The sequence below is a fragment of the Geodermatophilus sp. SYSU D00742 genome, from assembly GCF_054049935.1.
In genome coordinates this window covers 37,170-62,184 of record NZ_JBJGYJ010000014.1, presented here as the reverse complement: position 1 = coordinate 62,184, position 25,015 = coordinate 37,170, and the positions used below count along the sequence as shown (strand labels likewise).

Here is a 25,015-nt window from a genome sequence, read left to right as displayed (position 1 = left end):
TCCGCGGGCGTCCGGGGGCGGAACGCCGGAGGCCCGGCCCGCTGTGCGCGGACCGGGCCTCTGCCGGGTGTGGGCGATACTGGGTTCGAACCAGTGACCTCTTCGGTGTGAACGAAGCGCTCTACCACTGAGCCAATCGCCCGTGCGCCTTATTCTGCCAGACGCTCACCGCCACAGTGGCACCCACCCCGGCACCCAGTCCGGAACGCCCATGACGTGCAGGGTGACGACCAGGACGCCGTAGACGAACGCCGCGGTCGCGAGCGCGACCGCCGTGCGCACCCACAGCGGCTGCCGGCCGAGCCAGTCGGTCCAGCGCTTGACGTGCCTCTTGGTGAACTCCAGCAGCCGCTCGGCCCAGAAGAACTCGGTGGCCAGAACGAACAGGCCGGCGATGACCGTCAGCCAACCGGGCCCGGGCAGCGGGATGGTGGCCAGCCCGAGGGCGACGATGAGGCTGCCGACCACGCCCACGCCCGCCCGGTAGGTGGAGTCGACGCTCCGGCGGGCGGCCAGCCGCCGGCGCCAGCGCGTCTCGGCCACCCGCTCCCGCAGGCTGCGGACGCCGTCCTCGTCGAAGCGCGTGCGCAGTTGCTCGGTCGTCTGGTGGTGCCGCCGCCCCCGCTTGGGGAGCGCCGCCGTCTCCGGGCCGGTCAGTTGGTCACCTCACCACGCGCGACGATGTCCGTCGGGGCCGACGGAGCCTGGCGGCCGGGCTCGAGACTGATGTCGTAGCCGTCGGGGGCGTCGAGTCCGGTCGAGCCGGAGCCTACGGCCCACAGGTCGGTCTGCGGGGAGGTCACGTCGAAGGTGCCCAGCGCCACGGCCCCGCCGTCCCGGGTGCCCCAGAGGACGTAGGTCTGCTCCTGCGCGTCGTTGACGGGCAGCCCGTGGTTGACCACCTGGACCACCCCGTTGCGGGCGACCACGGTGGCCACCGGCGCGCCGTCGTCCCCGGACAGCGGGACCACGGTCGCCCGGCCGGGGACGAGCAGTGCGTTGACCACGTCGGCCTGCCGCGCGACGGTCTCCCGGGCCTGGTCGCGGGCGTCGCTCAGGACCACGTTCCAGGTGCCGAGCGCGAGGACGGTCGCGACCGCGGCGGCGACCAGCGCGCTGGGCAGCACCCGGCGCCAGGCGGTCGGGGCCGGCGCGGCGCCGGAGGGGTCGGGCGCCGGCTCGTCGGCGGGACCCGTCACGACCCGGTCGGCGCCGCCCCGGGTGGCGTCCACGACCGGCGGCCCACCGGCCGGTGCGGGCGGTCCGGCTCCCGGCTGCCGACCGACCTGCACCGACTCCCGCACCGCGGCCCGGAGCTCCTCCCCCAGGCGGCCGGGCGGGTCGGCGGCGGGCAGGCCGCCGGCCAGGACGGCCAGGACCTCGCCGGTCTCGGCGACCGTGCCCCCGCAGCGCCGGCACCCGGGCAGGTGCGCGGCGAGGGCCGCCTCCTCCTCGGGTTCGAGCGCGTGCAGTGCCCACCCGACGGCCAGCTCGTCGAAGACCCGGTGGTCCGCACCCGACGGCGAGGCCGGACCGCTCACCGGCCCGGCCTCGGAGCCACCGCCGGGCTGCCCAGCGCACCGCCCCGGGGAGCCGCGCCGAGCACTCCTCCCAGCTGCCGCACCGCCGCGAGCACCGCGGCCTTGACCTCGGCCAGGGGCATGCCGGTGAGCGCGGCGACCTCCCGCTGGGTGTACCCGCCGTAGTAGGCCAGGGTCAGCGCCTCGCGCTCGGCGTCGGGCAGGGCCGCCAGCGCGTCGCGCACCGGATCGGGCTCGCCGCCTCCCCCGTCACCGCTCCCGGTCCCCGGTCGCCGCGCGGGCGACGGCTCCCCGTCGGGCCGGCGCCGGTGCGCCTGCCCGTGCCGGACCGCCTCGACCACCCGGAGGTGCACCAGCTCCATCAGCCAGGAGGCGACGCTGCCGGAGCCACGGTCGTACGCGCCGGGGTCCCTCCAGACGCCGAGGAAGACCTGCCGGAGCACGTCCTCGGCCGCGGCGTCCTCGGTCAGGACCCGGCGGGCCAGCGCGAGGGCCGGGCGGCTGAAGCGGTCGTAGAGCTCGCCGAAGGCATCCCGGTCCCCCGCGCGCACGCGGAACAGCAGGTCGGCGTCGCCGGGACCGCCCCCGGCCCGCCGTGCCGGACGGCTCACGCGCCCATGGTCACACGCACCGGGCGCCTCGGGGAGAGCCCCGGGGTTCAGCTCGGGCGGGAACGGGCACAGGGAGGGGACGACGCGCTCGGGAGGACTCCGGCGTGACCGCGCTCAGGGAAGGTCGTTATTGGGGACATGACCAGTCGCTCGACACCCGGGTACACCTGCCCCACCACCCTGCACCTCGTGGGGCCGCAGTCCTGGACTGAGGTGCCCGCGCAGCTCAGCTACGAGGTCAGTGACCCGTTCGCCGTCCGGATCACCTTCGGCGACAGCGGCGCCGGCGAGGAGGGCATCTCCTGGCTGGTGGGCCGCGAGCTGCTGCGGACGGGACTGGACCGTCCCGCCGGCGAGGGGGACGTGCGCCTGTGGCCGTCCCGCACCTCCGGCGACGTCCTGTACCTGCACCTGCGCGCCCCCTCCGGCGAGGCGCTCTTCGAGGCCTCCCGCGGCACGCTGGCCGGCTTCCTGCGGCTGACAGAGGGCGTGGTGCCCTTCGGCGAGGAGTCCTCCGTCCTGGAGGTGGACGACGAACTGGCGGCGCTGCTGTCCAACGGCGGCACCGATCCCTCGGGGCGCTGACCCCCGGGGGACCCCCCTTGTCGACCCCGTTCCGGCGTCGGCTACAGTTCTCTCTCGTAAGGCAACGCGGACGTGGCTCAGCTGGTAGAGCATCACCTTGCCAAGGTGAGGGTCGCGGGTTCGAATCCCGTCGTCCGCTCGGAACCTCGGGCGCTGGTCGCGAGACCGGCGCCCGTGTGCGGTGGAGTGGCCGAGAGGCGAGGCAACGGCCTGCAAAGCCGTCTACACGGGTTCAAATCCCGTCTCCACCTCTGCTCCTCGCCGGGAGCGGTGGAGCGGGCCGGCCGACAGGTCGGAACGGGCGATTGGCTCAGTGGTAGAGCGCTACCTTGACACGGTAGAGGTCACTGGTTCGAACCCAGTATCGCCCACAGCAGGACAGGCCCCCCGATCGAGCGATCGGGGGGCCTGCTGCGTTGCCGGGGCCTCGACCGCGAGGTGGCCGTGGTCCTCGCCACGGGTCGGCCCCGGCCGGCCGGGTCGTGGCGAGCTCCGGGGCTCGACGGCCGAAGCGCGCGGCGGGCACGGCGGGGGTGCGCCGTCAGCGGAGGGCGGGCACCACGCGCTCGGCCCAGAAGCGCTCGACCTGCGCCTCCAGGTCCTCGACGGTGCCGCTGTTGTCGAGGACGACGTCGGCCACCGCGCGGCGCTGCTCGTCGGTGGCCTGCGCGGCGATCCGGGCGCGGGCGTCCTCGGGGGCCAGACCCCGCTGGACCAGCCGCCGGACCCGGGTCTCCGGGTGGGCCTCCACGACGACCACGAGGTCGTAGGACGCCGCCTGGCCGGTCTCGACCAGCAGCGGGACGTCCTGCACCACGACGGCGTCCGGCGGGGCCGCGGCGACCAGTTCGGCAGCCCGCGCGCGCACCAGCGGGTGCACGATGCCGTCGAGGGTGGCGCGTGCGGCCGGGTCGGCGAAGACGATCGAGGCGAGGGCCGGCCGGTCCAGGGCGCCGTCGGCGGTGAGCACCTGCGGACCGAACGCCTCGACGACGGCGGCCAGCCCCGGCGTCCCGGGTTCGACGACCTCGCGGGCGATCCGGTCGGCGTCGACGATGCGGGCTCCCCGGGCCGCCAGCAGGCCGGCCACGGTGCTCTTCCCCGACCCGATCCCGCCCGTCAGCCCCATGCGCAGCACGTGCGGACAGTAGCCAGCACTCCGGCCACGGTCACGGACGGGTAACACCCCTCCGTCCAGCCCGGCGCGTCGCTCCAGTCACACGCGCCCCGTGGACAACAGTGACCTCGGCGATCTCCCCCCGCCGAGGAAGGCAGACCGATCATGTCCCGTCCCGCCCACGCCGCTCCCGCGTCGACCCCTGCAGCCCCCCGTCGGGGCGCCGGTCGTCACCGGCTGGACCGCCCCACCGGGGTGCGGTGCACCGACCTGCCGGCCGTGCGCGAGCGGCTCGAGCGTTCCGCCGAGCTCCGCCCCCGGAACGCGTTCATGCGCTGGCTCTCGGCGACGGCACCGACCGGTCGGCACACCTGGCAGTTCCTCGCCGCCGCCGGCGGCCGCCCGCGGACGGCGTTCGCGATCATCCTCAGCCTCTGAGGCCCGCCCCCGGGCCCCTGCCCGGGCGTACGAGGGTCGGGGAGGAGCGGATCCTCCCTCTCGCACGCCCGGGCAGGGCCCCCGGAGGGTGGCCGTCCGGACCGATCAGGCCCGGGGACGTCGTCCACGGGCTGGTCTCGTCCCTCCACGGGGATGGGAGGGACGACCGAGGCCCGGGACCCCCACGGGTCCCGGGCCTCAGCCGTTCAGCGGTTCAGCTCAGCGGAGCGAGCTCACTCCCCGCCGGCCAGCTTGGCGCGCAGAGCCGCGAGCGCCTCGTCGCTGGCCAGGGTGCCGCCGGAGGTGTCGCCCACCTCCGCGTCGCCGCTGGAGTAGTTGCCACCGGCCGCAGCCTCGGCGTCGGCCTCCTTGGCCGCCGCGATCTGCTTGCGGTGCGCCTCGAAGCGGGCCTGGGCCTCGGCGTACTGCCGCTCCCACGTCTCGCGGGCCTCCTCGTAGCCCTCGAGCCACTCCCCGGTCTCCGGGTCGAAGCCCTCCGGGTAGATGTAGTTGCCCTGCTCGTCGTACGAGGCGGCCATGCCGTAGGCAGCGGGGTCGAACTGCTCCTCGTCGCCGATGACACCCTCGTTGGCCTGCTTGAGGGATAGCGAGATGCGCCGACGGTCGAGGTCGATGTCGATGACCTTGACGAGGATCTCGTCGCCGACCTGCACGACCTGCTCCGGGATCTCCACGTGGCGCTCGGCCAGCTCGGAGATGTGCACCAGACCTTCGATGCCTTCGTCGACCCGGACGAACGCACCGAAGGGCACCAGCTTGGTGACCTTGCCGGGCACGACCTGGCCGATCTGGTGGGTGCGGGCGAACTGACGCCACGGGTCCTCCTGCGTCGCCTTCAGCGACAGGGAGACCCGCTCACGGTCCAGGTCGACGTCGAGGACCTCGACGGTGACCTCCTGGCCGACCTCGACGACCTCCGACGGGTGGTCGATGTGCTTCCAGGACAGCTCGGAGACGTGCACCAGGCCGTCGACGCCGCCCAGGTCCACGAACGCACCGAAGTTGACGATCGAGGAGACGACGCCGGTGCGGACCTGACCCTTGGCGAGCTTGTTGAGGAACTCGCTGCGGACCTCGGACTGGGTCTGCTCCAGCCACTGGCGACGGGAGAGGACGACGTTGTTGCGGTTCTTGTCCAGCTCGATGATCTTGGCCTCGAGCTCGCGCCCCACGTAGGGCTGCAGGTCGCGGACGCGGCGCATCTCGACCAGCGAGGCGGGGAGGAACCCGCGCAGGCCGATGTCGAGGATGAGACCACCCTTGACGACCTCGATGACGGTGCCGGTGACGACCTCGTCGGCTTCCTTCTTGGCCTCGATCGTGCCCCAGGCGCGCTCGTACTGAGCGCGCTTCTTGGAGAGGATCAGCCGGCCTTCCTTGTCCTCCTTCTGGAGGACGAGGGCTTCCACCTCGTCGCCGACGCTGACGACCTCGTTGGGGTCGACGTCGTGCTTGATGGAGAGTTCGCGCGAGGGGATGACGCCCTCGGTCTTGTAGCCGATGTCCAGCAGCACCTCGTCCCGGTCGACCTTGACGATGACGCCTTCAACGATGTCGCCGTCGTTGAAGTACTTGATCGTCTGGTCGATGGCGGCGAGGAAGTCCTCGGCCGTGCCGATGTCGTTGATGGCGACCTGGGGGGTGCTGTTAGGACGGACCTGGGTGGAGGTCATGTGGTCGAGTGCTCCGGACGGGGGATGCGTAGGGACAGGGAACCCGCGGCCGGGTGCCGCGGGGAGCGGGGAGAGCCGGCGCGCGCCGATCCCCGACGGGGACAGCACTGACAGACCTCTGGCGCACCCCCCATGGTACGGAGCATCGGCACCCCGGGTCCACCTGGGTGCGCGACCGGCTGCGGGCTGCCCGGCGTGTCACGATCGGCGGGTCATGCACGCGCCTCCCCCGCCCCCGCCCCTGCCGCTGGCCGCCGACGGCTACCCCGCGCCGGGTGGGGTCACCCGGCGTCCGGCCGGCGACGCCGAGTCGGTCCGGGCCAACCGGCGGTGGTGGGACGCCGCCGCCCCCGCCTACCTCGCCGAGCACGGCGAGGACCTGGGCGTCGTCGACTTCCTGTGGTGCCCCGAGGGGCTGCGGGAGAGCGAGGCGCACCTCCTGGGCGACGTCGCCGGCCGGCGCGTCCTGGAGGTCGGCTGCGGCTCGGCGCCGTGCGCGCGGTGGCTGCGCCGAGCCGGTGCCGACGTCGTCGCGCTCGACCTCTCCGCCGGCATGCTGGCCCGGGCGGCCGAGCTCAACCGCAGCTCCGGCGTCGCCGTGCCGCTGGTGCAGGCCGACGTCGGCGCGCTGCCCCTGGCCACGGCGAGCGTCGACCTCGCCTGCTCGGCGTTCGGCGGCCTGCCGTTCGTGGCCGACGTCGGGGGTGCGCTCGCTGAGGTGGCGCGGGTGCTGCGGCCGGGCGGGCGGTTCGTCGCGTCGGTGAACCACCCCATGCGCTGGCCGTTCCCCGACTCCCCCGATCCCGACGACCTGCAGGTCACCTCCTCCTACTTCGACCGCACGCCGTACGTTGAGACCGACGACGACGGCCGCGCCGTCTACGTCGAGCACCACCGGACGGTGGGTGACTGGGTGCGGGCGGTCGTGGGGGCGGGTCTGGTGCTCGACGACCTGCAGGAACCGGAGTGGACGCCGGGCCGGGTGCAGGAGTGGGGCCAGTGGTCACCGGCCCGGGGCGCGCTGGTCCCCGGGACGCTGATCCTGGTCTGCCGCCGGCCGGTCTGACGCCGCGGGGACGCCGTCCCCGCGGCGCCGCCCCAGCCCCCCTCGGCTTGCGACGGGGAGGCGGACCGGGTGGCTGCGCCGTCACCAGGTGTCGCCGTCACGCCAGTCGCAGGTCAGGCTGCCGTCGAGGTCGAGGGGCACGGCGCCGGGGAGCACGTGGACCGCCCCGTCGTCGTCCGGGGTGCGGACCGTCCCGGCCGGGCCGAGCACGGACGTCGGGCCGCGCCACCGCCGCCAGCCGCGGGCGGTGTAGAGGGCGGCGCCGTCGTCGGTCGCGCCGAGGGCGCCGAGGTCGTAGGCGCCACGGACGACGCCCTCGAGCCCGGCCATGACCGCCGACGCCACACCGGTGCGCCGGTGGGCCGCCGCGACCGCGACCGCCTCGACGTAGCCGGCGCGCAGCGCCCGGCCGCCGTGCAGGAGACGGCGCTGGACGACGGCTCCGTGACCGACCAGCTCGCCGTCGGCCCACGCCAGCGCGTGCAGCCCGCCGAGCGCGTGGTCCCAGTCCGCGTCGTCGAAGTCGCCGCCGAACGCGTCGTCGAGCAGCGCCCGCGCCGCGGCGAGGGTCCGCGCCGGCACGTGAGCGGTGTGCAGCAGCTCGACCACGGCCATCCCGGGATCCTCGCAGCCCGACCCTCGACCTGAGGTGGAGGTGAAGGCCAGGCCGGCGACTCAGTGGGCGGCGGCGTCCCAGCTGGGGCCGAAACCGACCGAGACCTCCAGGGGCACCGACAGCTCGGCGGCGCCGGCCATCTCGCGACGCACCAGCTCCTCCAGCGCCTCCTTCTCCCCCGGCGCGACCTCGAGCACGAGCTCGTCGTGCACCTGCAGCAGCATCCGGGAGCGCAGGCCCTCGGCGGCGATCGCCTCCTCCACCTTGAGCATGGCGACCTTGATGACGTCGGCCGCCGAGCCCTGGATGGGGGCGTTCAGTGCCATCCGCTCGGCCATCTCCCGTCGCTGCCGGTTGTCGCTGGTCAGGTCGGGCAGGTAGCGGCGCCGGCCCAGGGTGGTCTCGGTGTACCCGGACAGCCGGGCCTCCTCGACCACGCTGTCGAGGTAGTCGCGGATGCCGCCGAAGCGCTCGAAGTAGGCGTGCATCTGCTCGCGCGCCTCCTCGGTGGAGATGCGCAGCTGCTGGGACAGGCCGTAGGCCGACAGCCCGTACGCCAGCCCGTAGCTCATCGCCTTGATCCGCCGGCGCATCTCGGGGTCGACGTCCTCGATCGGGATGTTGAACGCCCGGGAGGCGACGAAGGAGTGCAGGTCCTCCCCCGAGGTGAAGGCCTCGATGAGCCCCTCGTCCCCGGAGAGGTGCGCCATGATCCGCATCTCGATCTGGCTGTAGTCGGCGGTCATCAGCGACTCGTAACCGGAGCCGACCACGAAGGCCTGGCGGATCCGCCGCCCCTCGGCGGTGCGGATCGGGATGTTCTGCAGGTTCGGGTCGGTCGAGGACAGCCGGCCGGTCGCGGCGATCGTCTGCCCGAACGTGGTGTGGATGCGCCCGGAGTCGTCGACCATCGGGATGAGCCCGTCGATGACGGTGCGCAGCCGGGTGACGTCCCGGTGGCGCAGCAGGTGCTCGAGGAACGGGTGACCGGTCTGCGCCAGCAGCCAGGTCAGCGCGTCGGCGTCGGTCGTGTAGCCGGACTTGATCTTCTTCGTCTTGGGCAGGCCGAGCTCGTCGAAGAGCACCGCCTGCAGCTGCTTGGGCGAACCGAGGTTCACCTCGCGGCCGATGACCGCGTAGCACTCGGCGGCCGCGGCGGCGACGCCCTCGGCGAACTCCCGCTGCAGCTCCTGCAGGAACTCCAGGTCCGCGGCGATGCCCCGGTACTCCATGGCGGCGAGGACCCGGGTCAGCGGCAGCTCGATGGCGCCGAGCAGGGCGTCCCCGCCCCGCTGGCCGAGCACCGACTCCAGGGCGTCGGAGAGGTCGTTGACCGCCATCGCCTTGAGGACGTCGGCGTGCGCGGCCTCCCGGGCGACGTCCTCCTCCGACGGGCCGAGGCCGTCGAGGGTGAGCTGGGTCTCCTCCGCCGCGACGTCCTTGAGCTCCCGGCGCAGGTACCGGACGGCGAGGTCGCCGAGGTCGAACGACCGCTGCCCGGGCAGCGCCAGGTAGGCCGCGAGCGCGGTGTCGCTGACCAGCCCGTCGAGTTCCCACCCGCGGGCCCAGATCGCCAGCAGCGGCCCCTTGACCTCGTGCACCACCTTCGGGGCGGCCGGGTCGGCGAGCCAGACGGCGAGGGCCTGCTCGTCGGCGACGTCGAGGCCGGGCCCGAGGTCGACGAAGGTGGCGCTGTCGTCGGCGGCGGCCAGCGCGATCCCGGTCAGCTCCCCGGTGCCCCGCCCCCAGGTGCCCCGGAAGATCACGCCGGTCCGGCCGGTGCGCGCGTGCTGGTCCAGCCAGCCGCCCAGGCCACCGGCCGGCACCTCGTCGACCGCGACGTCGAAGCCGCCCTCGACCTCCGGCTCGGCGCTGGTCAGCGTGGCGAACAGGCGGTCGCGCAGCACCCGGAACTGCAGGTTGTCGAAGAGGGTGTGCACCTCGTTGCGGTCCCACGCGCGGACGGCGAGGTCGGCGGGACCCAGCTCGAGGGGGACGGTGCGGTCGAGCTCGGTGAGGCGCCGGTTCTGCAGCACCGAGGCGAGGTGCTCCCGCAGCTTCTCCCCGACCTTGCCCTTGACGGTGTCGACCTGGTCGACCAGCGCGTCGAGCGAGCCGTACTCGCGCACCCACTTGGCCGCGGTCTTCTCCCCGACGCTCGGGATGCTCGGCAGGTTGTCGCTGGGGTCGCCCCGCAGGGCCGCGAAATCGGGGTACTGGACCGGCGAGAGGCCGTACTTGGCCTCCACCTCCTCGGGGGTGAACCGGGTGAGGTCGGAGACGCCCTTGCGCGGGTAGAGCACGGTGACGTGCTCGTTGACCAGCTGCAACGCGTCGCGGTCGCCGGTGGCGATCAGCACGTCCATGCCCTGCTCGACCGCCTGCACGGTCAGCGTGGCGATGACGTCGTCGGCCTCGAAGCCCTCCGCGGTGATGACCGGGACGCGCAGGGCCCCCAGCACCTCCTGGATGAGGCTCACCTGGCCGCGGAAGTCCGTGGGGCTCTCCGCGCGGTTGGCCTTGTACTCGGCGTAGATCTCGCTGCGGAAGGTCTTGCGCCCGACGTCGAAGGCGACCGCGAGGTGCGAGGGCTGCTCGTCGCGCAGGATGTTGATCAGCATCGAGGTGAAGCCGTAGACCGCGTTGGTCGGCTGGCCCGTGGTCGTGGAGAAGTTCTCCACCGGCAGCGCGAAGAAGGCGCGGTAGGCCAGGGAGTGCCCGTCGAGCAACAGCAGCCGCGGGCGCACCCCGGCAGCTGTCGGGTCGGCGGAGCGGGACGCGGGGGCGGAGACCGGAGCGGACATCGCCGTAGAGCTTATGTCCGGGCACCGACACCGCCGTCCCGACGACGGGGTCCGGCGGGGCGTCGCCCGGGCCCTGGTTACCGTGCCGGGGTGACCCTCGCCCGTCCCGACTGGCTGCCCGCCGCGTTCACCAGCCCGCTCGACGAGAAGCTGGGCATCGAGATCACCGACTACGACCCCGACCACCTGGTCGCCACCATGCCGGTCGAGGGCAACCAGCAGCCCGCGGGGCTGCTGCACGGCGGGGCCACCTGCGCGCTGGTGGAGACGGTGGGGTCCTGGGCGGCGGCGCTGGGCGCGGGCCCGGGCCGGCGGTGCGTGGGCGTCGAGCTCAACGTCAGCTACCTGCGGGCGGCGACCAGCGGGACGGTGACGGCGGTGGCGACGCCGGTCCGCCGCGGGCGCACGCTGGCCACCTTCCGCGTCGAGGTCAGCGACGAGCGGGGCCGGCCCACCGCGACGGCCCGGCTGACCTGCATGCTCTCCGACGACCGCCGCTGAGAGCCCTGACGCCCCGCCCGCCGGCGCCGGCTCAGCCCTCCGCGGCCCCCAGCGCCGGCAGCACCCGGGCGACCGGCCGGCGGCGCACCGGCGGACGCCGCGGGACCGGGATGGTCACGCCGCCGCGCTGCCAGGCGGCCAGTGAGCGGGCGAGGGTCTCGCGCGGCACGATCCGCCGGGTGGTGAGGGGCGCGAAACCCATCCGCGCGAAGAACCGCTGCCGCTCCGCCTCGTGCCCGCCCACGGCGGCCACCACGTGGTCGGCGCCCGAGTCCGCGGCGTAGGCGACGGCGGCACCCAGCAGCGCGGCTCCGGCACCGCGCCGGCGGTGCGCGCGGTGCACCACGAGGTTGTCGACGGTCACCTGCGGGACGCCGAGGACCACCGACAGGGGGTCCAGCCCGAGGATCGCCAGGCCCACGACCAGCTCGCCGGCCGCGCCGCCGTCCGGCGCGTCGGGGCCGCGCAGCACCGCGAGGGCCACCCGGTGCGAGGGGTCGGCCAGCAGGCGACGGAACCCGGTGGCCGCGGCCGCGCCCGGTGTCTGACCGGTCAGCACGCCCTCGGCGTGGGCCTCGGCCCGGTGCTGCCGCACCAGGGCGAGGACGGCGGGCAGGTCGTCGGGACGCGCCGCGCGCGTCGTGACGCGGGACCGTGAACCTGTTCCTGGCACAGGAGCCCTCCCCTGGACGGTGGCCAGAGAGTGCCCGCCCGGCGCCCGCCGGTCACGACGGCGCGCCGCCCGTGGGACGGGCGTTACAGGAGCGGCGTGTCGCGGAAAGGTCACAGCTCGCGCTGTGGACCTCAGCGGGAAACACCGCTGAGTTACGGTCCCACCCTCACTCACACGCCTAGGAGGTCGAGTGACGCACGCGCCAGGCCGTGTCCCACGACGCGGTCGCCGACTCCGAACCGCCGAGGACACCGCCGGATCCGGAGGCCGCCCGCGCCCCGGCGCCCGCCGGCGCGCCCTGGTCCGGGTCGTCCTCGTCGCCGCGTTCGGGCTGGGACTCGCCGTGTTCGTCCCCGGCGTCGCGCAGGCCGAGGGCGAGCAACTGGTCGGCACGCTCCAGACCAGCCGCAGCGGCCCGATCGAGGGCGTGGAGATGACCGTCACCACGCCCGACGGTCGGGAGGTCGACTCCGTCGAGACCGACGAGCAGGGCCGTTGGGAGGTCGACCTGCCCGGCCCCGGCGAGTACGTCGTCACCCTCGAGGCCGACGACCTGCCCGAGGGCGTGGTGCTCGCCGGCGAGGACAGCCGCACCGTCACCGTCGAGGAGGGCCGCCGGCAGGCGGCGATCATCGGCCTCAACGACGGCAGCCGGGAGGGCGGCGGCGGCACGGTCCGCGCCGTCCAGCTGCTCGTCGACGGCCTCCGCTTCGGCCTGCTCATCGCCATGTGCGCCGTCGGCCTGTCGCTCATCTTCGGGACGACGGGGCTGACGAACTTCGCCCACGGCGAGCTGGTCACGATCGGCGCGGTGGCCGCCTACTTCATCAACGTGCAGGGTGGCGTCCCGCTCATCCCGGCGGCGCTGATAGCGATGCTCGTGGGAGCCGCCGTCGGCGCACTGAACGAGCTCGGGATCTGGCGGCCGCTGCGCCGGCGCGGCACCGGCCTCATCGCGGCGCTGGTCGTCTCGATCGGCCTGTCGCTGCTGCTGCGGTACCTGATCCAGCTGGTCTACGGCGGTCGTTCCAACGCCTACCAGGGCGTCGGCGGCGGCCGGGCCGTGGACTACGGCCTGTTCCGCATGAGCAATGCCGACCTGACCTCGGTGGTCATCTCGATCGTCGTGCTGGTCCTGGTCGCGCTGATGCTGCAGCGCACGAAGATCGGCAAGGCGATGCGCGCGGTCGCCGACAACCGGGACCTCGCGGCCTCCTCCGGCATCGACGTCAACCGGGTGATCCTCGTGGTCTGGATGATGGGCGGCGCGCTCGCCGCCCTCGGCGGGGTGCTGCTGGGCCTGTCCGACCAGGTGCAGTGGGACATGGGCTTCCGCCTCCTGCTGCTCATGTTCGCCGGCGTCACCCTGGGCGGGCTCGGGACCGCCTACGGCGCGCTCCTGGGCAGCCTCGTCGTCGGCGTGTTCGTCCAGATGTCGACCCTCGTCATCCCCAACGACGTCAAGTACGTCGGCGGGCTGCTGCTGCTGATCGTCATCCTCGTCATCCGGCCCCAGGGGATCCTGGGCAGCCGCGTCCGGGTGGGCTGAGCCATGAGTGAAGTCATCGACGCCCTCGCGGTAGCCGGCAAGGCGGCGCTGGGGTTCCAGGCCATCTTCTTCGTCCTGCTGGCCGTCGGCATCAACGTGCAGTTCGGCTACACCGGCCTGCTCAACTTCGGGCAGATCGCCTTCGCGATGCTCGGCGGGTTCGGCATCGCCATCTCCGTCACCAAGTGGGGGCTCGACTTCTGGGTCGGGGTGGCCGTCGGCCTGCTCGCCGCGGTCGTGCTCTCCCTGCTGCTCGGACTGCCGACGCTGCGGCTACGGGCCGACTACCTGGCGATCGTCACCATCGCCGCGGCCGAGGGGCTGCGGCTGGTGTTCCGGTCGGTGTCGGCCACGCCGCTCACCAACGGCACGCGCGGCATCTCGGCCTTCAACGGCGACTTCCTGGCGCTCGCGCCGTGGACCACCAACGAGCGCTACCGCATCCTCGGCACGAGCTGGTCCGGTGGCGAGCTGTGGGTGGCCTTCGTCGGCTGGCTGCTCGTGGCGCTGTCCTGCCTGCTGATCTGGGCGCTCATGCGCAGCCCGTGGGGTCGGGTCGTCCGTTCCATCCGGGAGGACGAGGACGCCGTCCGAGCGCTGGGCAAGAACGTCTACGTCTACAAGATGCAGGCGCTGGTCCTCGGCGGCATCCTCGGCGCCCTCGGCGGCATGGTCTACGCCGTCGGGACCGGCTCGGCCATCCCGGACCAGTACCAGAACGCCAACACCTTCCTGGCCTACGCCGCGCTCATCCTGGGCGGTGCGGCGCGGGTGCTCGGCCCGGTGATCGGCGGCATGATCCTGTTGTTCATCCTGCAGTTCGCCGACGCCGGCCTGCGGGCGCTGATCGAGAACGGGGTCATCCCCGAGGGCCTGCTGACCTCCACGGACGTGGCCCAGATCCGGTTCGTCCTGGTGGGTCTCGGGCTCATGCTGTTGCTGGTCTTCCGGCCACAGGGGATCTTCGGTGACCGACGAGAGGTGATGCTCGATGCCCGCTGACCCCACGTCCGAGGAGCCGGGTCGCACGGAGCCGGCCGCGTCCGGCGCGCACGCCGCCCCGGTGGACGCCGGCGGCGCCGTCCCGCGGCGGCTGGCCCAGGCCGCCCTGCGCGACGTCCCCTGGGAGGTCGGCGTCGCCAAGCCCGACCCGGTCGTCGTCGTGGACGGCGTGACCCGGCAGTTCGGCGGGCTCACCGCGGTGTCGGTCGACCACCTGGAGGTCCAGCGGGGTGGCATCACCGGCCTGATCGGCCCCAACGGGGCCGGGAAGACCACGCTGTTCAACCTGCTGACCGGGTTCGACCAGCCCAACAGCGGCAGCTGGACCTTCGACGGCCGGTCGCTGTCGAACCTGCCGCCGCACAAGGTGGCCCGGCTCGGCGTCGTCCGCACCTTCCAGCTCACCAAGGCGCTGTCCCGGCTCACCGTGCTGCAGAACATGCTGCTGGGCGCCCAGGGCCAGAAGGGCGAGAGCTTCCTCGGCGCGCTGTGGCCGGGGGCCTGGCGGTCCCAGGAGCGGGCCAACACCGAGCGGGCGCTGGAGCTGCTCGCCCGGTTCAAGCTCGACGCCAAGAAGGACGACTTCGCCGGCACCCTCTCCGGCGGGCAGCGCAAGCTGCTGGAGATGGCCCGGGCGCTGATGAGCGACCCGAAGGTGGTGATGCTCGACGAGCCGATGGCCGGGGTGAACCCCGCGCTGACCCAGAGCCTGCTCGGGCACGTCAAGGACCTCCGCGAGGAGGGCATGACGGTGATCTTCGTCGAGCACGACATGGACGTCGTCCGCGACATCAGCGACTGGGTCGTCGTGATGGCGGCCGGTCGGGTGATCGCCGAGGGACCGCCGGAGTCGATCAGCCAGAACCAGGCCGTCGTGGACGCGTACCTGGGCGCCCACCACGACGCGCCGCTCACCGTCGAGGAGGAGGACCGCGTCCTCGCCCAGGCCGAGCGTGCGATCGCCCGCGAGGAGCACGTCGACGGCGGCGACGTCTTCAGTTCCGACGTCCCGCCCGAGGAGAGGACCGACCGATGAGCGACCCCCTGTTCGAGGTCGACGAGTCCGGTGAGGACCTCACCCGCGCCGACCAGGCCGCCTCGTCGACGACGGAGCTCTCCCCAGCGGAGAAGGCGGCCACCCGCGAGGAGCACCTCCGCCTGGCCGAGGGTGCCCTCGTCCGCGCCGACGACCTCGTCGCCGGCTACGTGCCGGGCGTCAACATCCTGCGGGGCTGCGACTTCTACCTGCAGGACGGCGAGCTCGTCGGCATCATCGGCCCCAACGGGGCCGGCAAGTCGACCCTGCTGAAGACGCTGTTCGGGCTCATCCCGGTCCGGTCGGGGGCGGTCACGCTGCGCGGGGAGGACATCACCTCCGCTCCCGCCCACCGGCTGGTCTCCCTCGGCGTCGGGTACGTGCCGCAGAACAACAACGTGTTCCCCTCGCTCACCATCGAGGAGAACATGCAGATGGGCGTCTACCTGCGGCCGAAGACGTTCAAGGAGCGGTTCGACTACGTCATCGACCTGTTCCCGCTGCTCGGCGAACGGCGCAAGGGCAAGGCCGGCGCGCTCTCCGGCGGCGAGCGGCAGATGGTCGCCATGGGCCGGGCGCTGATGATGGACCCGTCGGTGCTGCTGCTCGACGAGCCCTCGGCCGGCCTGTCGCCCGCGTACCAGGACGAGGTGTTCATCCGGTGCCGCCGGATCAACGCCACCGGCGTGTCGATCATCATGGTCGAGCAGAACGCCCGGCGCTGCCTGCAGATCTGCGACCGCGGCTACGTCCTCGACCAGGGCCGCAACGCCTACACCGACACGGGCAACGCCCTGATGACCGACCCCAAGGTCATCGAGCTCTACCTGGGCACCCTCGCCAAGGCGCACTGAGGCAGGAGCCCGCCCGCCCCCTCGCGTGCTCGGGGCAGGCCCGGGACGAGGTCGCTCCGTAGGCCACGGCCCCGACGACGGCGCCGGACCCACCTCGGTCCGGCGCCGTCGTCGTCGGTGGGCACGCACCCGGCCCGGGTACCGGCCCGGCATGAACTGGACGTGGAACCTGCGGTCCCGCGACGGCGGGATGAACGGCCTCGAGTTCGCCCGCGCCACCACCGCCGGCGGCTTCTCCCGCGTGCTGGTGCACGCCGCGCCGGCCCACCTGCAGGTCGAGGTGGTCGCCGAGGACGACGGTCTGGTCGTGCGTGGGGACGCCGACCGGGACGGCGACTACTCCCCCATCACGCTGCTCCGGCTCGAGGGCGGGTCCCTGACCCGCAGCGAGGTGTGGCCCGGCCCCGAGCTGCTCGGCCTGCCGGTGCTCCTGCCCGGCGGCGAGGTCGGCGTCCTGACCGCCTGGGAGCACGCCGCCGACCGCAGCTGGTGGCGGTGGTCGGTCGAGTTCTCCAACCACACCGGCCGGCCCGCCGACTGGCAGCCGCCCGGGCAGCGCCTGCAGCGCTGAGCGGCCCCGGACAGCCGGCCCCGGACAGCACGGTGGCCCGGCACCGCCGCGCGGTGCCGGGCCACTGTGGGTGGCGCCCCCGGTTCGTCAGTGACGACCCGGGGTGGGTGGGTCAGCGAGCCGGGCCGATGCCGTTCGCGTTCAGACCCTCGATGATCCGGGAGGACTCGTCGAACCCGATGACCACGATGGCGTCGGGGTTGAAGTCGACCATCTGCTGGACCTCGGAGTCGAAGTTCGCCGCCTGCGGGTCGTAGATGATCGACCGGATGTCGTCCTCGGCGAGGCCGGCGGCCTGCAGGTTGTTGGCGACGTTCTCCGCCAACCCGGTGCCGTACGGGTCGTTGAGGGCGAGGATGCCGACCGTGTTGTTGCCGTCCTCGATGATGAGGTCGGCCAGCGCCTCGGCCTGCAGGGTGTCCGGCGGGGCGGTGCGGAAGTACAGCCCGTTGTCGTTGTACGTCGTGAACTGGTCCGACGTGTTGGCCGGCGAGAACTGCAGGACGCCCGCGCCGGTGATCGTGTCGATGACCGTGAGGCTCACGCCCGAGGACGCCGCACCGATGATCGCGTTGGCACCGGCCTGGAGCAGCGCGTCCACCGACTGCGTCGCGATGTCGGTGGTGGTGTCACCCGAGTCGCGCTGGATGAGCTGCACCTGCTGGCCGAGCACGCCGCCGGCAGCGTTGATGTCGTTGACCGCGAGCTGGGCGCCGGCGATCTCCGGCGGGCCGAGGAAGGCCAGGTTGCCGGTCTGCGGCAGCAGGGTGCCGATGATCAGCGGCGTCGGCGAGGTGGTGCCGGCCGGCGCGGGGGCCGGGCCCTCGTCGGTGGTGGCGTTCGCCTCGTCACCGGGGATGACGTAGCGCGTGGCGCTGTCGTCGATCCGGTTGTCCTCGCCGAACTGCTGGATGCCGATGCTCGCCTGGGCGGGCTCGCCGGCGTCGGTGAAGCTCAGCGGGCCGGACTGGCCGTCGTAGTCGGGGTTTCCGCCGCCGTTGACGGTCTCCAGGCACGAGGTGAAGTCCTCGCACTTGTCGCCGCCGACGGTGACACCGTTGACGTAGGCCTTGAAGACGTTGGCGTCGGTGGTGCCGGCCATCTGCGCGGCGAGCGCGGTGATGACGATGGCGTCGTAGGTCTCACCGGCGTAGTTGAAGTCGACGAGGTCGGGGTTGATCTCGAGCAGCCGGTCGCGGAACTCGCCGGACAGCTCGGTCAGGGGCAGGGTCCCCTTCATGCCGACGAGGGACCCCTGCTCCTCGAGGCGCTCGCCGAGGGCGTTGCCCATGTTGCCGTCGGACCCGTAGACGTTGACCTGCTTCTCGCCACCGCCGTCGCCTCCGCCGGTGCCGCCCTCCTCCTCGCCGCCGCCGCAGGCGGTCAGGACGAGCAGGGCCGCAGCGCTGATGGCGGCGCTCCGGGCGAGGATGCCTGTGCGCATCAAACAACTCCCACTGTGGTGTCGGTCGTGCACTCGGCCAGCCCGTGGCGGGGTGGCCTGGTCAGTGGGGGGAAGGTAGCTGCCGGATCCGGGCCCGGACGGAGGGTCGGCCGGACCGTGATGAGGTCGTGACCTGCCGGCTCCCGCTCGGACACACAGCGCACACGCCGCGCCTCACGCGGCGACGCAGGTCACTCCGTCGGGGCCTCGGCCTCCTGCGGCTCGAGGATGCGCTGGGCGAGGGCCTTCATCGACGTCCGCTCGTTCATCGCCGTCCGCTGGATGAAGCGGAACGCCTCCGCCTCCGTCATGCCCTGCTCGGACATGAGCACGCCCTTGGCCCGCTCGACGACCTTCCGGGTCTCCAGCCGCTCCTCGAGCGTCCGCACCTCGCCGTCGAGAGCGGCCATCTCGGCGAACCGCGCCCGGGCCACCTCGATCGCCGGCACGAGGTCGTTCTTGGAGAACGGCTTCACCAGGTAGGCCATGGCACCGGCGTCCCGCGCCCGCTCCACCAGCTCCCGCTGGCTGAACGCGGTGAGGACGATGACCGGTGCCACCCGGGCGGTGGCGATCTGCTCGGCCGCCGACAGGCCGTCGAGCACCGGCATCTGGATGTCGAGGATGACGAGGTCCGGCCGCAGCTCGGTGGCGCGGTCGACGGCCTGCTGGCCGTCGCCGACCTCGGCCACGACGGTGTACCCCTCCTCCTCGAGCATCTCCTTGAGGTCGAGGCGGATGAGCGCCTCGTCCTCCGCGATGAGGACCCGGATCGACTCGCTGCTCACGCGCGGGAGCCTAGCGATGCCGGAGGGTCGGCGACGGGCAGCTAGGCTGCTCGGGCAGCCGGACCCGACCACCGGCGAGCCCCCGTACCCCAATCGGCAGAGGGAGCGGATTCAAAACCCGCGCAGTGTGCGTTCGAGTCGCACCGGGGGCACTCCGGCACCGCGGTCCTCGGGACCGCCGCGTGCCGTGCCGGCCGGTGGAGCGCCGGCCCACCGGCCCTCGCCGCGGAGGCCTCCGGCGCCCCACTCGCAGGGACACCTCGCACGGCCCGCGGACGGCGGCCATACGGTGGCACCGTGAGCTCGCCGACGCCGCCGCACATGACCCCCGAGCAGTTCCGGCAGCACGGGCACGAGGTCGTCGACTGGATCGCCGACTACTGGACCCGCATCGCCACGTTCCCGGTCCGCTCCCCCGCCGCGCCCGGGGACGTCCGCGAGTCCCTGCCCGCCGCGCCGCCGGAGCACGGCGAGCCGTTCTCGGCTGTCCTCGGTGACCTGGAGCGCGTCGTCCTGCCCGGCGTCACGCACTGGCAGCACCCCGGCTTCCTCGGCTACTTCCCCGCCAACACCTCCGGCCCCTCGGTGCTGGGCGACCTCGTGTCCTCGGGCCTCGGCGTGCAGGGGATGTCGTGGGTGACCAGCCCCGCGGCCACCGAGCTCGAGCAGCACGTCCTGGACTGGTTCGCCGGGCTGTTGGGCCTGCCGTCCTCCTTCCGCTCCACCGGCACCGGCGGCGGCGTGGTCCAGGACAGCAGCTCCGGAGCCAACCTGGTCGCCCTGCTGGCCGCGCTGCACCGGGCCAGCGGCGGCGGCACGGTCCGCGACGGGGTGCGCCCCGAGGAGTACACGGTCTACGTCTCCTCGGAGACGCACTCGTCGATGGAGAAGGCGGTGCGCGTGGCCGGCCTGGGCACCGACGCCGTCCGCATCGTGGAGGTCGACGGTGACCTCGCGATGCGCCCCGCCGCCCTCGCCGCCCGCCTGGAGCGCGACACCGCCCGCGGCTTCCGTCCCGTCCTGGTGTGCGCCACGGTGGGGACGACGTCCACCACCGCCGTCGACCCGCTGGCCGCACTCGGGCCGATCTGCCAGCGGTACGGCGTCTGGCTGCACGTGGACGCCGCCTACGCGGGCGTCAGCGCCGTCGTCCCGGAGCTCCGGGAGCTGCAGGCCGGCGTCGAGTGGGCCGACAGCTACACCACCGACGCGCACAAGTGGCTGCTCACCGGCTTCGACGCGACGCTGTTCTGGGTCGCCGACCGCGCCGCGCTGACCGGGGCGCTGTCGATCCTGCCGGAGTACCTCCGCAACGCCGCCACGGACGCCGGCAGCGTCGTCGACTACCGCGACTGGCAGATCGAGCTGGGCCGCCGCTTCCGCGCCCTCAAGCTGTGGTTCGTCCTGCGCTGGTACGGCGCGGAGGGGCTGCGCGCGCACATCCGCTCCGGGGTGGCGCTGGCCCAGGAGCTGGCCGCCTGGGCCGAGGCCGACGACCGCTTCGACGTCGTCACCCGGCACCCGCTGTCCCTGGTCTGCCTGCGTCCCCGGTGGCCCGCCGAGGTCGACGCCGACGTCGCGACGATGACCCTGCTGGAGCGGCTCAACGACGGCGGCGAGGTCTTCCTGACCCACACCACCGTCCGCGGGCAGGTGGTGCTGCGGGTGGCGATCGGCGCGCCCACCACGACCCGCGCGCACGTCGAGCGGGCCTGGGCCCTGCTGTGCGAGGGCCACGACTGGCTCGCCGCCGACTTCGCCGAGTCCGCCGCCGAGCGGGCGCGCGCCGAGGCCGAGCGCCGGGCGGCCGAGCAGGCGGCCGCGGCGGCCCGCACGTCCGCCGAGGTCCTCCCCGAGGTCCCCGCCGCCCAGGACGAGACCGCCGCCCAGGCGGCCGCCCAGCAGTCGCTGACGGTCAGCCCCGAGGACGGCACCGGCCCGGACGACACGTCCCCCGAGGACGGCACCGCGGTGGAGGACGGCACCGGTCCGGAACCGGCCGCCGCGCTGCCGGAGGCGGACGTCGCCGCGGAGGTCGACGAGGGGCCCGAGGACGCCGCGGCCGTGGTGGCCGCGGCCGGCACCGACGACGCCGCGGGCGTCCGGGGCACCGGGTCCTGAGCCGCCGGGGTCAGCGCCCGACGGCGCGCAGCAGCCCCTCCTGGGCGACGGTCGCCACGTGCGTGCCGTCGGCCGACCAGATGCGGCCGAAGCACAGCGCCCGCCCCCCGGAGGCGGCGGGGCTGTCGGTCTCGTAGAGGAACCAGTCGTCGGCGCGGACCGGTGCGTGGAACCACACGGCGTGGTCCAGGCTGGCGCCGGCGTAGCGGTCCTGCCACCCGCCGACGCGGACCAGCCCGGCACCGAGCAGCGTGAGGTCGCTGGCGAACGTGAGCGCGGCCGCGTGGACGGCGGCGTCCTCGGGGAGCCGCCCGGCGACGCGCATCCAGACCCGCGTCGGCGGCTCCTTGACCTGCCCGTCGAACGGGTCCTCGAACAGCCGCTGCTCGACGGCCCGGCTGATCTCCATCGCCGCGGACCCCTCCTTGCCGTGGCGGGCGGCGAGGTCGGCCAGTGCCGGCAGCTCCTCGGGCGCGGGCACCGCCGGCATCGGCAGCGAGTGCTCGACGACGGCCGGCTCCCCGGCGTGGAAGTCGGCGGTCAGCGCGAAGATGGCGACGTCCTCGCCCCGGCGCCGCTGGCAGCCGATCACCCGGCGGGTGGTGAACGACCGCCCGTCACGGATCCGGTCGACGGTGTAGCGGATCTCCTCGTGCGGGTCACCGGGTCGCAGGAAGTAGGCGTGCAGCGAGTGCACGTCGCGGCCCCCCGGCACCGTGCGCCCGGCCGCCATCAGGGCCTGCCCGGCGACCTGCCCACCGAAGATGCGCTGCAGGCGCGTGGTGGGCGTCTGCCCGACGAGGACATCGGGCTCCCGCTCCTCGAGGTCGAGCACCTGCAGGAGAGCGGCGGCCTGGCTGTCGCCGTCCCCCGCCGGGGCGCTCATGAGTCGGTACCCACCTCGTGGACCCGGATGAGGTTGGTCGAGCCGACGGTGTTGGGCGGGCTGCCGGCGACGACGACGACCCGGTCGCCCTCCTTGAGGCGGCCGATGGACAGCAGGGAGAAGTCCACCTGCCGGACCATGTCGTCGGTGTGCTGCACCTCGGGCACGAGGAAGGTCTCCACGCCCCAGGACAGCGCCAGCTGACTGCGGACCCGGGCGTCGACGGTGAAGGCCAGCAGCGGCTGCCGCGGGTGCAGCGCGGCCAGGCGGCGGGCGGTGTCCCCGGTCTGCGTGAAGGTGGCCAGGGCCTTGACGGCGAGGGTCTCGCCGACGTCCTTGGCCGCGCGCACGATGGCGCCCGAGCGCGACCGGGAGATGCGCACCAGGTCCGGGACGGCGGTGTCGGCGCTCTCGACGGCGTCGATGATCCGCTCCATCGTGCGGACGGCGGCGATCGGGTACCGGCCGACCGAGGTCTCCCCCGACAGCATGACCGCGTCGGCCCCGTCGAGGACGGCGTTGGCGACGTCGGAGGCCTCGGCGCGGGTGGGCCGCGAGGAGCTGATCATCGACTCGAGCATCTGGGTGGCCACGATGACCGGCTTGTTGCGCTCGCGGGCGGCCTGCACCGCGCGCTTCTGCACCAGCGGCACCTGCTCCAGCGGCAGCTCCACGCCGAGGTCACCGCGGGCAACCATGACGCCGTCGAAGGCCTCGACGATCGCCTCGAGGTTCTCCACCGCCTCGGGCTTCTCCAGCTTGGCGATGACGGGGACGTAGACGTCCTCCTGCCGCATGATGTCGCGGACCAGCTCGACGTCGCGCGGGGACCGCACGAACGACAGGGCGATGAAGTCCACGCCCAGGTGCAGCGCGAAGCGGAGGTCCTCCTCGTCCTTGTCCGACAGCGCGGGCACGCTGACCGCCACGCCGGGCAGCGAGAGGCCCTTGTTGTTGGACACCTCCCCGCCCTCGACGACCAGGCACCAGACGTCGGGGCCGTCGACGCCGACGACCGAGAGCGCCAGCTTGCCGTCGTCCACCAGCAGGCGGTCGCCCACGCGGGCGTCGGCGGCCAGGCCCTTGTAGGTGGTGGAGACCCGCTCGGCGGTGCCCTCGACGTCGTCGACGGTGACGCACACCCGGCTGCCGGTGGGCCACACGACCGGGCCGTCGGAGAAGGTGCCCAGGCGGATCTTGGGGCCCTGGAGGTCGGCGAGGACGGCGACGGCGTGCCCGGTGCGGTCCGACGCCTCGCGCACGAGGTGGTAGGCCTTCTCGTGGTCGGCGTGCGCGCCGTGACTGAAGTTCAACCGGGCGACGTCCATCCCGGACTCGACGAGGGCGGTGACCTGCTCCAGCGAACCGGTCGCCGGCCCCAGGGTGCAGACGATCTTGGCGCGACGCGACATGACCCAAACGCTATCCGGCTCGGGGCGGCTATGTAGGGAGGACCCCTGTGAGCGCTCACATCCGGCTCCGGATGCGCGGAGGACCCCGCCCCCTCACCCGTCGCAGACCCGGGGCGAGCCTGTGACGGGGAGGGGGACCGGGTCCTCCTACGAGGGGCCCGAGGGAGGGGTCCTCAGCGCAGCGCCACCGCGGTGGGCGTCACCGGCCGCGGCAGCATCGACGCCCCGGTCAGCCAGGTGTCGACGGCGCCGGCCGCGGCGCGCCCCTCGGCGATCGCCCACACGATCAGCGACTGGCCGCGGCCCATGTCGCCGGCGACGAAGACGCCGGGCACGGTGGACATGAACTCGCCGTCGCGGGCGATGTTGCCCCGCCCGTCGACCTCGACACCGAGGGCGTCGACCAGGCCGGCGCGCTGGGCACCGGTGAACCCCATGGCGAGGAACACCAGGTCGGCGGGCAGCTCGCGCTCGGTGCCCTCGACCTTCTGGAACCGGCCGTCGACCCGCTCCACCTCGTGCAGCAGCAGTGCTCGCACGTTGCCCGCGTCGTCACCGAGGAAGCGCTCGGTGTTCACGCTGTAGAGCCGCTCGCCACCCTCCTCGTGCGCGCTGGAGACGCGCATGATCATGGGATAGGTCGGCCAGGGGTTGCTGGCCTGGTCCCGGCGGTCCGGCGGCGCCGGCATGATCTCCAGCTGGGTCACCGAGGCCGCGCCCTGGCGGTGGGCGGTGCCCAGGCAGTCCGCGCCGGTGTCGCCGCCACCGATGATCACGACGTGCTTGCCGTGGGCGTTGATCGGCGGGTCGTCGAGCTCACCGAGGGCCTGCCGGTTGCCGAGGGGCAGGTACTCCATGGCCAGGTGGATGCCCGAGAGCTCCCGGCCCGGGGCCGGGAGGTCGCGGCCCATGGTGGCGCCACCGGCGAGGACCACGGCGTCGTACTCGGCCCGCAGCTGCTCGGCCGACGGGTCGCCGGCGCCGCTGCCCCCGACCTCGACGCCGGTGACGAACCGGGTGCCCTCGGCCCGCATCTGGTCCAGCCGCCGGTCGAGGACGGCCTTCTCCATCTTGAACTCGGGGATGCCGTAGCGCAGCAGCCCGCCGACCCGGTCCGCCCGCTCGTACACGGTCACGTCGTGGCCGGCGCGGGTCAGCTGCTGGGCGGCGGCCAGACCGGCCGGGCCCGAGCCGATGACGGCGACCTTCTTGCCGGTGTGCTCCTGCGGCGGCACCGGCTTGACCAGGTCGCGCTGGAACGCCTGGTCGATGATCTCCCACTCGATCTGCTTGATCGTGACCGGCGACTCCTGCAGGTTCAGGACGCAGGAGCCCTCGCACGGCGCGGGGCACAGCTTCCCGGTGAACTCCGGGAAGTTGTTGGTCGCGTGCAGCCGCTCGATCGCCTCGGTCCAGTCGTCGCGGCGGGCGAGGTCGTTCCACTCCGGGATCAGGTTGCCCAGCGGGCAGCCGTGGTGGCAGAACGGGATGCCGCAGTCCATGCAGCGCGCCGCCTGCTGGCGGACCGCCGCCACGGGGAAGACCGCGTCCTCACCGTTCTGCCGGGAGAGGTAGACGTCCTTCCAGTCCAGGATCCGGATGTCGACCGGACGCCGCGGCGGCAGCGCCCGCTCGTGCTTGAGGAAACCCGTCGAGTCAGCCACGTGTGGCCTCCATGAGCTCAGGTCGGGACGAGTGGCAGGGGC

Annotated in this window: 23 protein-coding genes and 5 tRNA genes; 14 read left to right on the top strand and 14 right to left on the bottom strand. The window is 73.5% G+C overall.

Translation table 11 applies throughout. The features are described 5' to 3' along the window. Positions 1–70 precede the first annotated feature (70 nt). From ACI78V_RS11855 to ACI78V_RS11840, 4 genes are all read right to left on the bottom strand, one after another. A tRNA-Val gene (locus ACI78V_RS11855) sits at positions 71–142 on the bottom strand. A gap of 23 nt (positions 143–165) precedes the next feature. Beyond that, positions 166–543 carry a TIGR02611 family protein gene (locus ACI78V_RS11850; protein ID WP_456851099.1) on the bottom strand — a complete coding sequence of 126 codons (378 nt, stop codon included), beginning with the start codon at positions 541–543 and terminating at the stop codon, positions 166–168. Between the two features lie 110 nt (positions 544–653). Beyond that, positions 654–1,541 carry an anti-sigma factor gene (locus ACI78V_RS11845; RefSeq protein WP_456851098.1) on the bottom strand — a complete coding sequence of 296 codons (888 nt, stop codon included), beginning with the start codon at positions 1,539–1,541 and terminating at the stop codon, positions 654–656. Next, on the bottom strand, positions 1,538–2,152 hold the full coding sequence (locus tag ACI78V_RS11840) for a sigma factor-like helix-turn-helix DNA-binding protein (RefSeq protein ID WP_456851097.1): 615 nt from the start codon (positions 2,150–2,152) through the stop codon (positions 1,538–1,540). Before ACI78V_RS11840 ends, ACI78V_RS11845 begins: the two co-directional genes overlap by 4 nt. Before the next feature lie 138 nt (positions 2,153–2,290). Between ACI78V_RS11840 and ACI78V_RS11835 the strand changes: the two genes are divergently transcribed. The 4 genes from ACI78V_RS11835 (at position 2,291) to ACI78V_RS11820 (ending at position 3,108) form a co-directional block, all read left to right on the top strand. Further along, positions 2,291–2,737 (top strand): SsgA family sporulation/cell division regulator, encoded by a 447-nt coding sequence (locus tag ACI78V_RS11835; RefSeq protein WP_456851096.1) that lies wholly within the window; start codon positions 2,291–2,293, stop codon positions 2,735–2,737. A 66-nt stretch (positions 2,738–2,803) separates the two neighbouring features. Continuing rightward, positions 2,804–2,876, top strand: a tRNA-Gly gene (locus ACI78V_RS11830). Between the two features lie 41 nt (positions 2,877–2,917). Continuing rightward, positions 2,918–2,988 (top strand) — tRNA-Cys (locus ACI78V_RS11825). 48 nt (positions 2,989–3,036) lie between these two features. Further along, a tRNA-Val gene (locus ACI78V_RS11820) sits at positions 3,037–3,108 on the top strand. A gap of 170 nt (positions 3,109–3,278) precedes the next feature. Here ACI78V_RS11820 and coaE read toward each other — a convergent pair. After that, on the bottom strand, positions 3,279–3,866 hold the full coding sequence (gene coaE, locus ACI78V_RS11815) for a dephospho-CoA kinase (RefSeq protein ID WP_456851158.1): 588 nt from the start codon (positions 3,864–3,866) through the stop codon (positions 3,279–3,281). A 267-nt stretch (positions 3,867–4,133) separates the two neighbouring features. On the opposite strand from coaE, the gene ACI78V_RS11810 reads away from it, so the two are divergent. Continuing rightward, positions 4,134–4,292, top strand: coding sequence for a hypothetical protein (locus ACI78V_RS11810; protein WP_456851095.1), 159 nt, complete (start codon positions 4,134–4,136; stop codon positions 4,290–4,292). A gap of 233 nt (positions 4,293–4,525) precedes the next feature. On the opposite strand, the gene rpsA is transcribed toward ACI78V_RS11810, so the two are convergent. Beyond that, a complete protein-coding gene (gene rpsA, locus ACI78V_RS11805) occupies positions 4,526–5,986 on the bottom strand; it encodes a 30S ribosomal protein S1 (protein ID WP_456851094.1) in 1,461 nt (486 codons plus the stop codon). A 214-nt stretch (positions 5,987–6,200) separates the two neighbouring features. Here rpsA and ACI78V_RS11800 point away from each other — a divergent pair, with 214 nt between their 5' ends. Next, complete coding sequence (locus ACI78V_RS11800) at positions 6,201–7,052, top strand: class I SAM-dependent methyltransferase (protein WP_456851093.1); 852 nt, start codon at positions 6,201–6,203, stop codon at positions 7,050–7,052. 81 nt (positions 7,053–7,133) lie between these two features. Here ACI78V_RS11800 and ACI78V_RS11795 read toward each other — a convergent pair whose 3' ends face one another. Next, entirely contained in the window at positions 7,134–7,667 is a 534-nt protein-coding gene (locus ACI78V_RS11795; protein WP_456851092.1) for a GNAT family N-acetyltransferase, read from the bottom strand. 60 nt (positions 7,668–7,727) lie between these two features. Next, positions 7,728–10,472 (bottom strand): DNA polymerase I, encoded by a 2,745-nt coding sequence (gene polA / locus ACI78V_RS11790; RefSeq protein ID WP_456851091.1) that lies wholly within the window; start codon positions 10,470–10,472, stop codon positions 7,728–7,730. Positions 10,473–10,562: 90 nt separating this feature from the next. Between polA and ACI78V_RS11785 the strand changes: the two genes are divergently transcribed. Next, positions 10,563–10,973, top strand: a complete 411-nt coding sequence (locus ACI78V_RS11785) for a PaaI family thioesterase (RefSeq protein ID WP_456851090.1) — start codon at positions 10,563–10,565, stop codon at positions 10,971–10,973. 31 nt (positions 10,974–11,004) lie between these two features. Here the strand turns inward: ACI78V_RS11785 and ACI78V_RS11780 are convergent, their stop codons facing one another. Further along, complete coding sequence (locus tag ACI78V_RS11780) at positions 11,005–11,646, bottom strand: GNAT family N-acetyltransferase (RefSeq protein WP_456851089.1); 642 nt, start codon at positions 11,644–11,646, stop codon at positions 11,005–11,007. Between the two features lie 343 nt (positions 11,647–11,989). On the opposite strand from ACI78V_RS11780, the gene ACI78V_RS11775 reads away from it, so the two are divergent. From ACI78V_RS11775 to ACI78V_RS11755, 5 genes are all read left to right on the top strand, one after another. Then, positions 11,990–13,195, top strand: a complete 1,206-nt coding sequence (locus ACI78V_RS11775) for an ABC transporter permease subunit (RefSeq protein WP_456851088.1) — start codon at positions 11,990–11,992, stop codon at positions 13,193–13,195. A gap of 3 nt (positions 13,196–13,198) precedes the next feature. After that, complete coding sequence (locus ACI78V_RS11770) at positions 13,199–14,197, top strand: branched-chain amino acid ABC transporter permease (RefSeq protein WP_456851087.1); 999 nt, start codon at positions 13,199–13,201, stop codon at positions 14,195–14,197. Next, positions 14,187–15,233 (top strand): ABC transporter ATP-binding protein, encoded by a 1,047-nt coding sequence (locus tag ACI78V_RS11765; RefSeq protein WP_456851086.1) that lies wholly within the window; start codon positions 14,187–14,189, stop codon positions 15,231–15,233. Before ACI78V_RS11770 ends, ACI78V_RS11765 begins: the two co-directional genes overlap by 11 nt. Then, positions 15,230–16,087, top strand: coding sequence for an ABC transporter ATP-binding protein (locus tag ACI78V_RS11760; protein ID WP_456851085.1), 858 nt, complete (start codon positions 15,230–15,232; stop codon positions 16,085–16,087). Before ACI78V_RS11765 ends, ACI78V_RS11760 begins: the two co-directional genes overlap by 4 nt. A 151-nt stretch (positions 16,088–16,238) precedes the next feature. After that, the gene (locus ACI78V_RS11755; protein WP_456851084.1) at positions 16,239–16,658 is read left to right on the top strand and encodes a DUF7712 family protein; all 420 of its coding nucleotides are present in this window, start codon (positions 16,239–16,241) and stop codon (positions 16,656–16,658) included. Between the two features lie 112 nt (positions 16,659–16,770). Here ACI78V_RS11755 and ACI78V_RS11750 read toward each other — a convergent pair whose 3' ends face one another. After that, positions 16,771–18,102: an ABC transporter substrate-binding protein gene (locus ACI78V_RS11750; protein WP_456851083.1), complete on the bottom strand. Its 1,332-nt coding sequence runs from the start codon at positions 18,100–18,102 to the stop codon at positions 16,771–16,773. A gap of 191 nt (positions 18,103–18,293) precedes the next feature. After that, positions 18,294–18,890, bottom strand: coding sequence for an ANTAR domain-containing response regulator (locus tag ACI78V_RS11745; RefSeq protein ID WP_456851082.1), 597 nt, complete (start codon positions 18,888–18,890; stop codon positions 18,294–18,296). Positions 18,891–18,968: 78 nt separating this feature from the next. Here ACI78V_RS11745 and ACI78V_RS11740 point away from each other — a divergent pair. Both ACI78V_RS11740 and ACI78V_RS11735 read left to right on the top strand, forming a co-directional pair. Continuing rightward, positions 18,969–19,042 (top strand) — tRNA-Leu (locus tag ACI78V_RS11740). Positions 19,043–19,187: 145 nt separating this feature from the next. Continuing rightward, positions 19,188–21,011: a pyridoxal-dependent decarboxylase gene (locus ACI78V_RS11735; protein WP_456851081.1), complete on the top strand. Its 1,824-nt coding sequence runs from the start codon at positions 19,188–19,190 to the stop codon at positions 21,009–21,011. Between the two features lie 10 nt (positions 21,012–21,021). Here ACI78V_RS11735 and ACI78V_RS11730 read toward each other — a convergent pair whose 3' ends face one another. The 3 genes from ACI78V_RS11730 to ACI78V_RS11720 form a co-directional block, all read right to left on the bottom strand. Further along, the gene (locus ACI78V_RS11730) at positions 21,022–21,897 is read right to left on the bottom strand and encodes an acyl-CoA thioesterase (RefSeq protein WP_456851080.1); all 876 of its coding nucleotides are present in this window, start codon (positions 21,895–21,897) and stop codon (positions 21,022–21,024) included. Continuing rightward, positions 21,894–23,309: a pyruvate kinase gene (gene pyk, locus ACI78V_RS11725; protein ID WP_456851079.1), complete on the bottom strand. Its 1,416-nt coding sequence runs from the start codon at positions 23,307–23,309 to the stop codon at positions 21,894–21,896. Before pyk ends, ACI78V_RS11730 begins: the two co-directional genes overlap by 4 nt. Positions 23,310–23,482: 173 nt before the next feature. After that, positions 23,483–24,973, bottom strand: a complete 1,491-nt coding sequence (locus tag ACI78V_RS11720) for a glutamate synthase subunit beta (protein ID WP_456851078.1) — start codon at positions 24,971–24,973, stop codon at positions 23,483–23,485. Between the last annotated feature and the right edge of the window lie 42 nt (positions 24,974–25,015).